Origin of the sequence: Hymenobacter puniceus (assembly GCF_014333525.1) — a bacterium.
Lineage (GTDB): Bacteria > Bacteroidota > Bacteroidia > Cytophagales > Hymenobacteraceae > Hymenobacter.
Genome location: NZ_JACSCX010000005.1, coordinates 40,013 through 53,455 on the forward strand (window position 1 = coordinate 40,013; position 13,443 = coordinate 53,455).

A 13,443-nucleotide genomic window follows, 5' to 3' on the forward strand; every position below is an offset into this window, starting at 1 on the left:
TAAGTCATCCCTGATTTAAATACAGGTTCAGTAATTAGCGACCTGATAATAGTAATTCACTGCAGCTTCATAGTTTCCCCTCATTCCAGCCTTACACTATCAACACGTTATGGTTCTTCATTGTCATCATTCAAGGACGTTCAAATGAACAGCTAATTTAATTTTACTTGTGTCCACCTTAATTCTGCGAGAAAGATTATTTAATAATTTCTGCAGCTTACTGCATTCGTTTAGCGTAGTGAGAATTATTCTGGTAGGTTTGTACCATTCATTCTCCCTGCTCACGTTCATTTTAAAATCCTCGCACCATGGCCCTAGACATCAGCCAACTTGAAGAAGTAATTAAAAACGCTAAAAATAGCGACATTGTAAAGAAGGACCTGCGTAAGGCGCTCCGCGGTGTTACGGCTGCTATTCGTACGCTTAACCAGGCGGTTGAAGATATGGACGCTATTCTAGCTGATAACTACCAACCGGTAGCTAAAGAGCGTAAGCCACGCACTGTAACACCAGGTGGCGCTAAGCGTGGCCGTAAGCCTAAAAACGCTGTACCAGCCAGTGAATAACTAATTACTACCTGGCAGAAAACAGAAAAGCTCCACTAGCGTGGAGCTTTTCTGTTTTCTGCTATCACTGCTTTGCTACCAGCAGCTACACTATTCCGTGTGGGTAGCGAGAATTATTGACAGCAAAAAATCTGCACTAAGCCACGCCACAACCTGCACTCCAGGATCGGCTACATCTTAAAGCCCCATACCAGATACGTTCGACTTTCCTTTATACAAGTTCAAGTTACAGACAACTAAAGCACTACCAGCAGCTCATGTATACGTTAACTGACTCCCATGAATTCTAGTAATTCAGACTGCATAAAAAAGGGACGAACCCGGTAATTAGCCGGATTCGCCCCTTTTTCTACCTAGCCTAAATAGCCTAATTCAGGCTAGCTGCGCACAACGCGCAACTGCTTTTTCAACCCTTCAATGCGGCGTTGTGCCTCATCAATACGCCCCTGATATTCTTCGCGTAATTGGGCAGCATTTTTAGAACGGGCAAAAAACTCCAGGTTCGTTTTCAGCGTGGAAATGTCATTTTCCAGCTCATTAATTTCCCGACGCAACGTCTGCTCCTTTTTATACAGCTGCTGCTGAGCATCAGGGCTGGACTTCAAGCGCTCGACTTGCAGATTGAACAACAGGTCGGTTCGCTCCTCATAGGCCAGGCCCGGTACCGTGTCGAGGTATTTTCCCATCACGCTCTGGAAACGTTCGTCGGCGCGGCTATCAGCCCCAAAAGCTTGCCATTCCTGTACGTGCAGTCGGAAACCGTCGAGGCTACCCGGCTGATCGGCTGACAATGCGGCGGTGCTGGCCGCCAGTTGGTCGAGGTAGGCAGCCTGTTCCTGGCTGAGCTGCTGTACACGCTCCTGGCGCTGCTTCTGCTCTTGGTTTTTGCGGTCGAAGAATGAGTCGCAGGCAGTGCGGAAACGGTTCCACACCTTATCAGACTGCTTTTCCGGCACGCGACCAATGGTTTTCCAGTCTTTCTGCAGCCGGATAACAACTTCACGCCCTTGCTCCCAATCAGGATTAGCCAAGGCAGCTTCGGCCTGCTCTATCAGTTCCAGCTTGCGCTTAAGGTTGCCGTTTTTCTCTTCGTCGAGGGCCTTAAAGTATTGATTCTTGCGCTGAAAAAAGCCTTTATAAGCGCTCCAGAACTGCTTATTCATGTTCTCAGCCTTGTCGCGAGGAACGAGGCCGGCGGCATCCCATTCTTCCTTGAGCTTCTGCAACTCATCGGTTTTGGCGCGCCACTCATTCACGCGCTCCGTCTGAAAATCACCAAACGGACGCAACTGCTCCAGCAATGCCGCTTTACGGGTCATGTTGGCATTTTCCTGGGCCGAACGAGTGTCCAGGAATTCTTTCTTGCGGCCGTGCACCAGCTCCGACGCCTGCAGGAAACGCTGCCACAGCGGCTCGCGCTGCTCATTAGGCACTGGCCCGATATGCTTCCACTCTTCGTGGAGCTGACGCAAATCCGTTAGCGCCTTATTGATGCTCGACTGCCCGGCCAGGGCCTCGGCCCGCACAATCAGAGCTTCTTTGGCTTCCAGGTTGCGGCGGCGGTCCAGTTCCTTCATCTCAAAGAACAAACCGCGGTTGTTGTAAAAGATATCGAGCAGCGCGTGGTAGGAATTCCACAACTCCTGGGTGTCTTTTTGCGGCACCGGGCCGGTGGCCTTCCAGTCGTTTTGTAGCGCCTTGATGCGGGCTGAGCTGTCCTTGGTTTCGGCCGACTCTACCAACAGACGCAGCTGCGACAGTAAGTGCTGCTTATGCAGCAGGTTGCGGGCGCGCTGCTCATCCTCGGCTTTAGCATCACGCACGCGGCTCTCGCGGAATTCCTGCATGCTCTTGCTGAGTTCCTGGTAGCCTTCGGGGCCGGAGTAGGTGAAGTCGTCGCCTTCGTTGCCGGCTTCGGTGAAGCGCTGGCGGGCCGCAGCGCGGTCAGCCTGCACGGCGGTGTCGTACTGCCGGTACAGGTCGGTGATTTGCTTGCGGTTCTGGCGGGCATCAGGGCGGCGCAACAAGCTCAGCAGGTGCGTCGTCTGGGCGGGCAGGTCCAGGGTGGAGAAATCGAGGGCCGGCGTTTCGGGCACGAACTCCTCTTCTTCTTCGTGGGTTGCGCCCGTAGCCGGTGGTGGCGTCTCCGATGAGGTTGGCAGCGTGGCCAGCTCCTCGGGAGCCGTTTCCAGCTCGGCTGCGGCGTGAATGTCAGCAACCGGCAGCTCGGGGTCCGGCGACTCAGCTGACTCCTGCGCAGTGCCTGCGCCAGTCAGGGCTTCCGTTTCCGGCGAAACCAGCGTGGCGGCAGCTTCCGGCAGGTCGCCGGTCAGGGCTTCCGGCTCTGGCGTTACGGGCACCGATTCGGCAGTTACCACATAACCGGGGGCGGAAACGCTGGCGCCGGATTCCTGGGCCTGGGCACTTGCTACGCCCGGGTTGGAGGAGCCATAGTGGTTTTCGGCACGCGCCTGGGTGTCGGAAATGGCAGGGCTGTGCGCGGGAGGCGCTACCGAAACCGGCGTAACGGGCACTTCGGACGGCGTTTCGGCAGTACCTGCTTCCTGGGGCTGGCCGGGCTGCGGGTGAGTTTCAGTGGCGGGGCGTTCAGTTATATCGTCATCGGCGGCCGGCGGCGTGGCGGGTGCCGGGGCGCTGCCGGAAGTAGCTGGGGCGTCGGGCTGCTGGGAGCGGATTTCAGCCAGCCGGCGCTCCAGGATGCTCATCGGCGACTCAGAGTCGGCAGCAGAGCCGGCGGGGGTGGCGTTATCGTTTTCGGGTAGCATAGTTCAGGAGAAAAGGCCCGGCCGGCAGTTGAAAACCAACGGCACGGGCGGCAGGGGAAGAAAAAAGGTCAGTTGAGGCGGGGGTCCAGCGGGTAGTTGGACAGGGCACGGTAGCGGCCACCTTTCTCGCGCAGAATGGCCTGCCAGAAGGCATCATGGTCCAAAGTAAAGACTTTCCCGGCATCATTCGGGTGCACAATCCAAACATTTTCGTTGACTTCGGCGGCCAGCTGCCCGGCAGTCCAGCCGGAATAACCGGCGTAGAAGCGCACGGTTTCGGGTAGTAGCTCACCACTAAGCAGGTGTTCCAGCAAAACGCCAAAGTCGCCCCCCCAGTACACATTCTGCCCTAAATCTATAGCACCGGGAATAGTGGGGCTCTGGTGCAGAAAGTGGAGCGTATCGGGTTGCACGGGGCCGCCCATTAGCAGTGGGGCGCGGCCAAGTGAGCCAGCATCGGCCGGTGTGGGCAGCTCCAGTACATCGCCGAGGCGCAGGGCGGTTGGGCGGTTCAAGACCAGTCCAAAAGTCCCGTCGTCGTCGTCGTGGCGGCACAGCAGCACCACGGTACGCTCGAAGTTAGGGTCACCCAGAAAGGGCTGGGAAATCAGAAGACTACCGGGTTGTAGGCGAGGCATGGCAACAGGTCTTGGCAAACAAAAGCAACGCCCAACCCGTTGCCGACCAAACGGCCAGCACCAGTTGGTGCCCTGCTAAACTACCTGCAGTACGTGAGCTGCCCTAACTCAGGTTCCGCCAAGCCCACATTATGCTACCTTGCGCCCGATTTGGGCCTGAAATAGCTGTCCGCATCCTCAATACTCGTTTTCTCTCCCTAGCTTACCATGCTCGATCCGCACCTGGCCGATTTGCGCAAAACCTACGCCCAGCGCACCCTTTCGGAAACTGATGTTCTGCCGCTGGCTGTGCCGCAGTTCCGGCGCTGGCTGGATGAGGCCCTGGCCGCTCAGCTCGACGAGCCTACGGCCATGACGCTGGCTACCGTCAGCGAAACCGGCCAGCCCTCGGCACGGGTGGTGCTGCTGAAAGGGTTGCCCGAAGAAAACGGCTTTCTGTTCTATACGAATTATGAGTCGCGGAAGGGCCAGGAGCTGGCGGCGCGGCCGCTGGCGGCTCTCACATTCTTCTGGCCAGGCCTGGAGCGGCAGGTGCGCGTGGAAGGCCGAGTGGAAAAAGCGCCCGCTACCCTTTCCGACGAATACTTCCAGAGCCGCCCCCGTGCTAGCCAGATTGGAGCCTGGGCCTCGCCCCAAAGCCAGACGATTGAGAGCCGCGAGCAGTTGGAGCAGCGTGAGGCAGCTTTGCTGGACGAGTTTGCCGACCAGGATCCGTTGCCGCGCCCCGAAAACTGGGGCGGCTACATTCTGCGGCCGCACCGCGTGGAATTCTGGCAGGGCCGCCCCAGCCGCCTCCACGACCGGATAGTATACGAACTGGAGGGCAACGGCTGGCGACTGAGCCGCTTGGCGCCTTAATTGTGATGAGGTGATGAGGTAAATGGTGACAGGTAACAGGTGAATAGTAGGCACTTTGCCACTCACCTTGAAGCCTGCTTCTTTATCAATCCCCCATCACCATTTGCCTCTTCACCTCATCCCCGTTTACCTCATCACCTCATCACTCCAAACAGATTTGGCTGAAATTCAACCCCTCCGTGGCTGGCGCTACAATGCAACGCTGAGCCAGAACATCGATGACTTTGTTTCGCCACTCTTTGATGTAGTATCGGCCCGGCAACGGGAGGCGCTATACCGCAACCCGCTCAACAGCATCCACCTCTCAGTGCCGCGCGGCGACACGCCAGCCGAAGCAGCCCGAATCCGGCTGCAGGAGTGGCAGCAAACCGGCGTACTGCGCCAGGATGAACTGCCGGGCATCTACGCTTACTACCAGTATTTCCGGCTACCGGGCAGTACCCGCGAGTACTGCCGCAAGGGCTTCATGTGCCATATCCGGGCCTACGACTGGGTTGAGGATGTGGTGCTGCGCCACGAAAATACGCTGCCTGTGGCCGTCAACGACCGGGCCGAGCTGCTGGCCTGCACCGAATTTCAGACCAGCGCCACTCACGGCCTCTACCGCGACGATGACTTCGAGCTGGAGCGCTACCTCGACGAGGCCATCCTGACGCCGCTCTACCAGACCGAGGAAGACTACCAGGGCGCCCGCGATGTGCTGGCCGTAATTCAGGATGCGGCCGTTATCAAGCGGTTTCAGCAGGTGCTGGCTTCGCGGCAGGTGATTCTGGCCGATGGCCACCACCGTTATGAAGGCTCGTTGGCGTATCGGCAGGCGCGGCAGGCGGCCGAGCCCACCGCCACCGGCCAGGAAGGCTGGAACTTCCACCTGATGTACCTCACCAACGCGGCCGCCGACGACCTGCGTATTCTGCCCACGCACCGGCTGCTACTGGAACTGCCCAATGGCCTCAGCAATGAGGAACTACTGGCGCGGCTGGAAGCCTACTTTCTGGTGATGCCCAAGGAAGACCCCTACGACTTGCCCGAGCTGATTGCCGGCAAGCCCTGGGCTTTCGGGCTGTATCTGGGCGAGGGCCAAACCTACAAGCTGCGGCTGCGGCCCGAGGTGCACGCTCAGCTCGACTGGGACACCACGCCCGAGGTGAAAGCGCTGGATCTGACGGTGCTGCACTTCTTCGTGCTGGAAAAGGTGCTCGGCATTATGGGGCCCGATGCGCAGCGGCAGTGGCCGGGCGTGGCGTACGTGCGCAACTTCCCCGAGTGCCTGCAGCGTGTGGACCACGGCGAGGCCCGCGCCGCCTTTATTACCAGCGAAGTGACCATGGACGAAGTGGAGCGGGTGTGCCACTCGGGCGCCGTGATGCCGCCCAAGTCCACGTTTTTCTACCCCAAAACCATCGGCGGCTTTCTGTTTAGCAGTATCCGCGCCGAGGAAACCCAGCACCCGTTTATGCGGGAGTTTTCTGCCCCACTCTAGATGAAGCTGATTCTGGCCTCCAATTCGCCGCGCCGCCGGCAGCTGCTCTCCGACCTGGGCCTGGCCTATACTGTGCGTTTGCAGGAAGTAGACGAGTCGTTTCCGGCGCACCTGCGCCGGGCCGAAGTAGCCGAGTACCTGGCTGCCCACAAAGCGGCTGCCTACCGCGCCGGCCTGGCCCCCGACGAGGTGGTGCTGACGGCCGACACCATCGTGTGCCTCGACGACGATGTGCTCAACAAACCCGCCGACGAGGCCGAAGCCATCCGGATGCTGCAGCGCCTGCAGGGCCGCACCCACGACGTCTTCACCGGCGTCTGCCTGCTCAGTGGCGACGGCCGGCAAGTAGTTTTTTCTGACCAGACGCGGGTTACATTTAGGGCATTATCCCACTCAGAAATAGAGCACTACGTTCATCAGCATCAACCACTGGATAAGGCCGGGGCCTACGGCGCGCAGGACTGGATTGGGATGGTGGCCGTGACGCGGCTGGAAGGTTCTTACTTCAATGTGATGGGCCTGCCGGTGCACCGTGTGTGGGAAGAACTTTCGCGCCTGACCGACTCTAATTTATTAGCTAACCGATAAGAATCAACCCTTCCTTCTTGCGCTAGTGCCCACGGGCCAGCAGCGCAATGCCGCCCACGATAAGCAGCATGCCCAGTGCCTGGGACCAGCCCAGCGTTTCGCGCAGCACCAGCACACCCAGCAGCGCCGTTAGCAGCACCGAGCCGCCTACAATCAGCGGCGTACCCACTGAAGCAGGCGCCCCCCGGCTGTACACCGCAAACGTCAGAATTTCGGCCAGCCCGATACCCACGCCGGCCAGAGCCGCCAGGGTGAGGCCACGGCTGGTGGCCAGCACCGACGGCAGCGCGCCGCGCAGATAAAGCACCAGCAGCAGACCTGCTCCTACCAGCGCGGCTACCACCTGCAGCACCACGGCGCCCACCATTTCGTGCACCTGCCCGGCCGAGGCCTTGATCAGCAGGTTGTAGAGCGCCATGCACAAGGCGGCGCAGGCCGCCAGCAACAGCCAGTTCATTTGCCGCTATGATTCATCATCGGCTTCACCGGCCTCGTCGTGGAGGCGGGCCAGCAGGTCTTGCTGCAGCTGCTGCCAGCTGGCATAGTCTTCCGATTCTGCCCACCGCTCCTGCAGCTCCGAGTTCTTTAGCACGGCCGCTACGGCGTCTTCGGCCAGCTCGCGCAAGTCCTCGCTGTCGGCGGCATCAAGGTGAGCCACAGCGGGCAGCAGGCCAGGCGGGAAGTCGGCGGCGGGCTTGCCCAGGATGGCGGCTACGATTTCGGCCGCGGCCAGCGCCTCGCTGGCTTCGTCCAGCTCCAAATAGCCTTCTTCCTCGGCCGCCGTGGCCAGCGCCTCGTAGAGCGCAGCTTCATTAGGCGTTTCGCGGAAACTCTCGCCGAGGTCAGCGGCGGCGTCATTGTCGAAGTTGTGGTAGTCCCAGGTGCTCATGAATGTTATTTTTAGAGAACAGCAAATGCTAATAATCTACGACTCGCTTGGCTGCATAAGCATCGTAGCAGGTCCTAAACCAGATTCTACAATTCGCCAGCGAGCCTGCTTAGCGGCAATCCAGCGATAATCATTCTTGTCATCTGATTCTAAATTCCATGCATGATCTTCGGCCCAGTACAGAATATCACCCTGCCAAAAGCAGGCTGCCTCAAATAAGATAGTTAAGCCAGTATCGGCATTTCTTTCATCCTGTACCCAATTGAATGTTTGAACGTCCTCAAATAGAATTTCAATAACAGATGTACTGCGAAATTGGCTTTGAAACAACATTCTAACAAACGTCTGATTATGAAAAGACATAGCCAGACGTTCGCTCACAAACTCCCGATTTTGCACTGCTATTTCTTTGATGCAGCTGTCGTGAAAACTCCGATATGCTAGCATCAGATTATCAACATCGACTTGATTGGCTATAATGTTCCACATAAAGCCCTACCGGAACTTCTCCTTCAGCAGCTCGATTTCCACGGCCGGCGAAATCTTCTCGTAGAGGATATGGTACGCGGCTGAGGTGATGGGCATGGGCACCTGCAGGCGCTTATTTATCTCGTAGATGCTCTTCACGGCGTAGTAGCCCTCAGCCACCATGTTCATCTCCATCTGCGCCGACTTCACCGAGTAGCCGCGGCCCACCATATTGCCGAAGGTGCGATTACGCGAAAACTGCGAGTAGGCCGTTACGAGCAGGTCGCCGAGGTAGGCCGAGCCCGACAGGTCGCGGGGCGTGGGGTTGAGGGCGTGCACGAAACGGCGCATCTCCTGCACCGCGTTGCTTACCAGCACCGCCTGGAAGTTGTCGCCGTAGCCGAGGCCGTGGGCAATGCCGCTGGTGAGGGCAATGATGTTTTTCATGACGGCGAAGTACTCGATGCCGTCGAGGTCCTGGGCGGGATTGGCCTTCACGTAGCGGTTGCGCAGCAAGCGGCAGAAGTCCTCGGCCAGCGTGGAGTCGGGCGAGCCGATGGTGAGGTAGCTCTGCTTTTCTAGCGCCACTTCCTCGGCGTGGCACGGGCCCGCCACCACGCCCAGGCGCGAAGGCGGCAGACGAAACCGGTCGGCTACGTAGTCGGTCACCAGCACGTTTTTGCCCGGAATCATGCCCTTGATGGCCGAAATCACCCGCTTGTTCTTCAATGAGTCGCGGTCCAGCTTATCGAGCACGCCCTGCACAAAGGCGGCCGGCACACCCAGCACCAGCCAGTCAGCTTCCTCCACCACTTCCTGCAGGTCCGTAGACGGAAACACACGCGTAAGGTCGTGGGCCACCGACGAGAGGTAGCGCGGGTTGTGGCGCGTGGTGCGCAGGTGCTGCACGTCGTCTTTGGAGCGCAGCCACCAGCCTACCCGGGACCCGTTTTCGGCCAGAATTTTGGTGAGAGCAGTGGCCCAGGAGCCGCCGCCGAGCATGGCTATTTTTTCCAAATCAGGGGAATTTTAAGAAGGAATTTGTAAAAAAGTAGAACGTCATTCCGAGCGAAGCCGAGGAATCTCGCGTGCTGAGGTCGTGGTGCTCAATGAGTACCCCACTAGCAAGATTCCTCGGCTCCGCTCGGAATGACGTTCCAACGAAATAGGGTGGCAATGCCTCCGCATTTCGCTTTTCAGAGCCTTGTACGCTACTTCGCCTCCTCGGGGCCTTCTTTCAGCGCCTCCTTGTTGAGGCTTTTGGCATCTTTCACCACTACGGCCTCGCCCGGCTTCAGCGTTTTGGCCACGGCCCGGAACGGCCCGCTCACTACTTCGTCGCCGACTTTCAGGCCGCTCAGAATCTCGATGTTCTGAAAGTCGCTGATGCCGGTTTTTACGGGCGTAATCACAGCCTTGCCGTCACGGATGACAAACACCACTTCCTGCACGTCGGTGGTTTTCTTGGCGCTGGCAGCCTCCGTGGCGCCGCTACGTCCGCGGCCTCCTACACCACCCACCCGCACGCGGGGGCCGCTGCTGCTGCCGGCACCGGCGGCGGCCGTCATGGCGCTGTCGGAACGGGTCGTGACGGCGGCCAGCGGCACGCTCAGCACGCCGGTTTTGCGGTCGGTAATAATATCCACGGAAGCCGTCATGCCGGGGCGGAAAGGCACTACCGTGCGGCCATTGACGGTGCGCAGCAGGTGGCGGTACGAGTCGGGCAGCAGGCGGATGCGTACTTCAAATTCGGTAACGGCTTCAGCCGTGAGAGCGTCTTTGGCGGTGTTGGCAATGCTGGTCACGAGGCCGCGGAACTTCTCGTCTTTGCTGGCATACGAGTCCACTTCCACCACCACCGAGTCGCCGAGGTGCACGTTGATGATGTCGTTTTCATTGACATTCACCCGCACTTCCATGGAGTTAAGGTTGGCAATGCGCATGATTTCGGTGCCCGACATCTGCGACGTGCCCACCACCCGCTCGCCTTTCTCTACGTTGAGCTTGCTGATGGTGCCGCTCACGGGCGCATAAATGGTGGTTTTGTTGAGGTTGCGGCGGGCATCGTCGAGGCCGGCCTGGGCGCTCTGCACGCTGCTCTGCGCCGAGCGGATGCTGGCCCGGGCGCTGTTGAGCTCTTCCTGCGAAGCGTCGTAAGCGGCTTTGGCGGCCTCGTACTCGGCCTGCGAAATCACCTTTTGCTTGTACAGCGAGGCGTTGCGGCGGTAGGTCAGCTCGGTTTGCTTGGCGTTGGCAATCAGCTGCTGCAGGCGGGCCTGGGTCTGGCCCACGTTGGCGCGTTGCGAGTTCACCACGGCCGACTGCTGGTTTACCAACGCCTGGTAGTTGTCGGGGCGGATGCGCAGCAGCAGCTGGCCTTTCTTGACCGAGTCGCCTTCCTGCACATACAGCTCGGTAATTTCGCCGGATACATCGGGCGAGATTTTCACCTCCGTTTCCGGCTGCACCTTACCCGAGGCACTCACCTGCTCCACAATATTGACGGTACCGGCTTTGGCTGCCGTTACCTCGGTGCCAGCCGGCTTGCCCACCCAGCCTTGTTTTTTGCCGATAGCGTAGCCTCCAATCAGCACCACCACGACGGCCAGAAGGATGTAGAGTAAGCGGTTGTTTTTCATAGTTATGTCTTGGATTCTTGTCGGACTTGGAAACGTGGCAACCGGCTAGAGCGCCAGCGGGCGGCCCTGGTAGAAGTCCAGCACCTTGCGGCGGAACGTGTACTCGTACTTGGCCTGAATCATGGTCGATTCGGCGGCGGCGAGGTTGTTTTTGGCGATGTTGAACTCGGTACCGTTGAGCAGGCCGTTGTTGAAGCGAATTTCGGCGTTGCGGTAGGCAGTGGTCAGGGCTTCGGTCTGGCGCTTGGCCGAGGCGAACTTCCGCTGGGCAGCCAGTGCGTCGGCAGCGGCCTGCTGAATGTTCTGGCGCAGCGTGAGGCGGGTTTGCTCGGCGCGCAGCTCGGCCTGGCGGGTGGCTACCTGGGCCCGCTGCACCGTGGTACGGGCCTGGAATCCGTTGAGAATCGGAATGTTGAGGTTGAACTGCAGCTGCCGGCCAATGTTATCCTTGATTTGGCTGGAGAACTTAGCGGGCAGAAACTCCGGAATGGCCTGCCGGGGCTGCAGCACTGCAAACGTAGTGGGCACCGGCCGGCCGTTCACGTACTGCACCACCGGAATAGGAATGGCCGCCGTGGAGTCACCGCTAAATACGCGCGCCAGCCGCGACGATGAAAAGCCGGTGAACACACCCGCCCCGAACGTCAGGCGCGGCAGGTAAGCTCCGCGGGCTACCTCAACGCCCAGCTGGTTGGAGCGCACACGCAGATCGGCAGCCCGGATTTCCGGCATCACACTCTGCGCCGTCTCGAAAATGGCGGCCGGATCGTCGTTGAAGTTGGCGTTTTCGTCGGGGTCAGGCACCTGGGGCATGTCAATCTGGAATGCGGCCGCGCCGGCGGCATCCAGATTGAGCAGCTGAACAAGCTGCAGGCGCGCAATGTCGCGCTGGTTCTGGGCTGTCACCACGTTCAGCTCGTCGGAGGCCAGCTGGGCGCGGCTGTCGAGCAGCTGGCTTTCGGCCACAGCGCCGGCCTTGAGCAGCTTTTCGGTGCGCGAAATCTGCTGCTGGCTGCTGTTTACGCGGGCTTGGTTGGCCCGGATCAGCTCTTCGGCCAGCACATACTGCAGGTACACCGACGCCACGTTCAACGATAAGTCGTTGCGGGCCTGCTCGATATCAATCAGCGCCGCCTGATAGTCGAGGGCGTTGCGCTTCACGGTGTTGCGCAGCTGAAAACCCGAGAACAAGGTCAGCTGCGAAAAGGCCGAGAAGTTGTTGGACCGGATGGTCTGGCTCACGAAGTCGTTGGTGAGCGGGTCGAGGCCGGTACCGTAGTTCCAGGTCTGGCTGCCGCTCAAGTTGGCCGTAGGCAGCAGCGCCCCGCGGCCGGCGCGCTGCGTCACGTCGCTGAGCTCGGCATTGAGCTGGCTCTGGCGCACGTTGAGGTTGTTTTTTACGGCGTAATCCACGGCCTGCTGCAATGTAAAGGGCGTGCCGGGCGCCGCAGGCGCCTGGGCCAGGGCCGTGCCCGGTGGCTGGGCGGGCGGCGTAGTCTGGGCCGCTGCAGGGCGGGCCGCAACTAGCAGCAGGGCCGTAGAACCAGCCAGCGCCAGCGCCCGGGGCAGAGTAGCAGGTGATTTCATAGAGTAAGTAGAGGAAACGAAAAACAGAACGATAGACCTGCGCAGGTATTTCAGGCCAAATATGCAGAAACTCGAATTAAAGACCGATGTGCGTTAATCGATGGTCGGAATGTAGGTAACGCGGTGCACCCAGCTTAACTGACGCAGGTATTCCAGCGTGATTTTCTTGATTTCCGAGTCGATTTCAATGAACTGCCGGGCCACGTCGTTTTTGCCTTTCCGCGACACGAGCATAGTGGCAATGTTGCAGTCGTCGTGGGCAATAACCGAGGCAATGAAGGCAATAGAACCCTTTGCATCGTCGGCATCGAGGATGAGCGTGTGCAGGCTGCCGGAGAAGTCCGACGGAAAACCATCGACCTCTACAATCCGGATAACGCCTCCGCCCCGGCTCTGCCCAATGACTTCCACCGCGTGGCCCGTGCGCTCATCGCGCAGTTGCAGCCGGATGGTGTTGGGGTGCATGGTCGAGGCATTGCCGACGCCCTGAAATGTGTACTGTAGCCCGGCAGCGGCCGCATGGTCGAAAGCCTCCCGAATGCGCACGTCGTCGGTGGGCATGTCCAGCAGACCGGCCACAATGGCGCGGTCGGAGCCGTGGCCCTCATAGGTGCGGGCAAACGAGTTGTAGAAGGTGATGACGGCATGCGTGGGCGTGCTGCCCAGGATGCGGATGGCGGCGCGGGCAATGCGCACTACGCCGGCGGTGTGCGACGAGCTGGGCCCGATCATTACCGGCCCAATCATGTCGAAGATGCTGCTTTTCTCGGCCATATACGGGGTAAAGGTAGAAGTATTGGCGGATTTGTGGACTGGTGTTTTGGCTCGCCAGCACAACTGTGAGTTGGGCAGCGGCCGGTTTGCGAGCAAGGCCCGCTGCCTGACGCGCCGCGTCAGCTCACAAGGATACCGGCAATAGGGCTGGGGTTGCCTGCAGCTGG

At 59.4% G+C, this 13,443-nt stretch carries 13 protein-coding genes; 4 read left to right on the forward strand and 9 right to left on the reverse strand.

What is annotated here, in order from left to right:
* Nucleotides 1-308: 308 nt before the first annotated feature.
* Nucleotides 309-566: a hypothetical protein gene (locus H8B14_RS14475; RefSeq protein ID WP_187316369.1), complete on the forward strand. Its 258-nt coding sequence runs from the start codon at nucleotides 309-311 to the stop codon at nucleotides 564-566.
* A gap of 377 nt (nucleotides 567-943) precedes the next feature.
* On the opposite strand, the gene H8B14_RS14480 is transcribed toward H8B14_RS14475, so the two are convergent.
* Nucleotides 944-3,352 (reverse strand): DUF349 domain-containing protein, encoded by a 2,409-nt coding sequence (locus H8B14_RS14480; protein ID WP_187316370.1) that lies wholly within the window; start codon nucleotides 3,350-3,352, stop codon nucleotides 944-946.
* A gap of 68 nt (nucleotides 3,353-3,420) precedes the next feature.
* Nucleotides 3,421-3,990 carry a YqgE/AlgH family protein gene (locus H8B14_RS14485; protein ID WP_187316371.1) on the reverse strand — a complete coding sequence of 190 codons (570 nt, stop codon included), beginning with the start codon at nucleotides 3,988-3,990 and terminating at the stop codon, nucleotides 3,421-3,423.
* Nucleotides 3,991-4,197: 207 nt separating this feature from the next.
* Between H8B14_RS14485 and pdxH the strand changes: the two genes are divergently transcribed.
* From pdxH to H8B14_RS14500, 3 genes are all read left to right on the forward strand, one after another.
* Entirely contained in the window at nucleotides 4,198-4,848 is a 651-nt protein-coding gene (pdxH, locus tag H8B14_RS14490; protein WP_187316372.1) for a pyridoxamine 5'-phosphate oxidase, read from the forward strand.
* A gap of 157 nt (nucleotides 4,849-5,005) precedes the next feature.
* Nucleotides 5,006-6,331: a DUF1015 domain-containing protein gene (locus H8B14_RS14495; protein WP_187316373.1), complete on the forward strand. Its 1,326-nt coding sequence runs from the start codon at nucleotides 5,006-5,008 to the stop codon at nucleotides 6,329-6,331.
* On the forward strand, nucleotides 6,332-6,919 hold the full coding sequence (locus H8B14_RS14500) for a Maf family nucleotide pyrophosphatase (RefSeq protein ID WP_187316374.1): 588 nt from the start codon (nucleotides 6,332-6,334) through the stop codon (nucleotides 6,917-6,919).
* A gap of 22 nt (nucleotides 6,920-6,941) precedes the next feature.
* On the opposite strand, the gene H8B14_RS14505 is transcribed toward H8B14_RS14500, so the two are convergent.
* The 7 genes from H8B14_RS14505 to sdaAB form a co-directional block, all read right to left on the reverse strand.
* The gene (locus H8B14_RS14505) at nucleotides 6,942-7,376 is read right to left on the reverse strand and encodes an EamA family transporter (protein WP_187316375.1); all 435 of its coding nucleotides are present in this window, start codon (nucleotides 7,374-7,376) and stop codon (nucleotides 6,942-6,944) included.
* Between the two features lie 6 nt (nucleotides 7,377-7,382).
* Entirely contained in the window at nucleotides 7,383-7,808 is a 426-nt protein-coding gene (locus H8B14_RS14510) for a DUF4259 domain-containing protein (protein ID WP_187316376.1), read from the reverse strand.
* Nucleotides 7,809-7,844: 36 nt separating this feature from the next.
* Nucleotides 7,845-8,297, reverse strand: a complete 453-nt coding sequence (locus H8B14_RS14515; RefSeq protein ID WP_187316377.1) for a hypothetical protein — start codon at nucleotides 8,295-8,297, stop codon at nucleotides 7,845-7,847.
* A gap of 6 nt (nucleotides 8,298-8,303) precedes the next feature.
* On the reverse strand, nucleotides 8,304-9,293 hold the full coding sequence (locus H8B14_RS14520; protein WP_261990035.1) for an NAD(P)H-dependent glycerol-3-phosphate dehydrogenase: 990 nt from the start codon (nucleotides 9,291-9,293) through the stop codon (nucleotides 8,304-8,306).
* Between the two features lie 194 nt (nucleotides 9,294-9,487).
* Nucleotides 9,488-10,915, reverse strand: coding sequence for an efflux RND transporter periplasmic adaptor subunit (locus tag H8B14_RS14525; protein ID WP_187316378.1), 1,428 nt, complete (start codon nucleotides 10,913-10,915; stop codon nucleotides 9,488-9,490).
* A gap of 45 nt (nucleotides 10,916-10,960) precedes the next feature.
* Nucleotides 10,961-12,502 carry a TolC family protein gene (locus tag H8B14_RS14530; RefSeq protein WP_187316379.1) on the reverse strand — a complete coding sequence of 514 codons (1,542 nt, stop codon included), beginning with the start codon at nucleotides 12,500-12,502 and terminating at the stop codon, nucleotides 10,961-10,963.
* Nucleotides 12,503-12,595: 93 nt separating this feature from the next.
* A complete protein-coding gene (gene sdaAB / locus H8B14_RS14535; RefSeq protein ID WP_187316380.1) occupies nucleotides 12,596-13,276 on the reverse strand; it encodes an L-serine ammonia-lyase, iron-sulfur-dependent subunit beta in 681 nt (226 codons plus the stop codon).
* Nucleotides 13,277-13,443 lie beyond the last annotated feature (167 nt).